The 352-nt window shown below is 54.8% G+C and carries 1 rRNA gene; it reads right to left on the minus strand.

The features are described 5' to 3' along the window. Nucleotides 1-3: 3 nt before the first annotated feature. Nucleotides 4-119, minus strand: a 5S ribosomal RNA gene (gene rrf, locus F3J41_RS23230). Between the last annotated feature and the right edge of the window lie 233 nt (nucleotides 120-352).

Raw genomic sequence — 352 nt, forward strand, 5'->3', positions numbered from 1 at the left:
GATGCCTGGCAGTTCCCTACTCTCGCATGGGGAGGCCCCACACTACCATCGGCGCTACGGCGTTTCACTTCTGAGTTCGGCATGGGGTCAGGTGGGACCACCGCGCTGTTGCCGCCAGGCAAATTCTTTGTGCACGAAACGAATCTTTTTCACTGATGCCGCGTTGCCGTTCTCGCGCTACTCAGTCACATACTTCTGTATGCTCCCTCGTACCGTCTCGTCCGGCGCCTCGCCTCAGCGCAAAATCTTTCGTTTCCGCTAATTTTTCCGTCACAAGCTGAAAATTCTTTCGGTCTCTCAGACCAAAACGCCTCTGGCGTTGTAAGGTTAAGCCTCACGGGTCATTAGTACC

Origin of the sequence: Pantoea sp. Ap-870, assembly GCF_011752515.1 — a bacterium.
GTDB lineage: Bacteria > Pseudomonadota > Gammaproteobacteria > Enterobacterales > Enterobacteriaceae > Pantoea > Pantoea dispersa.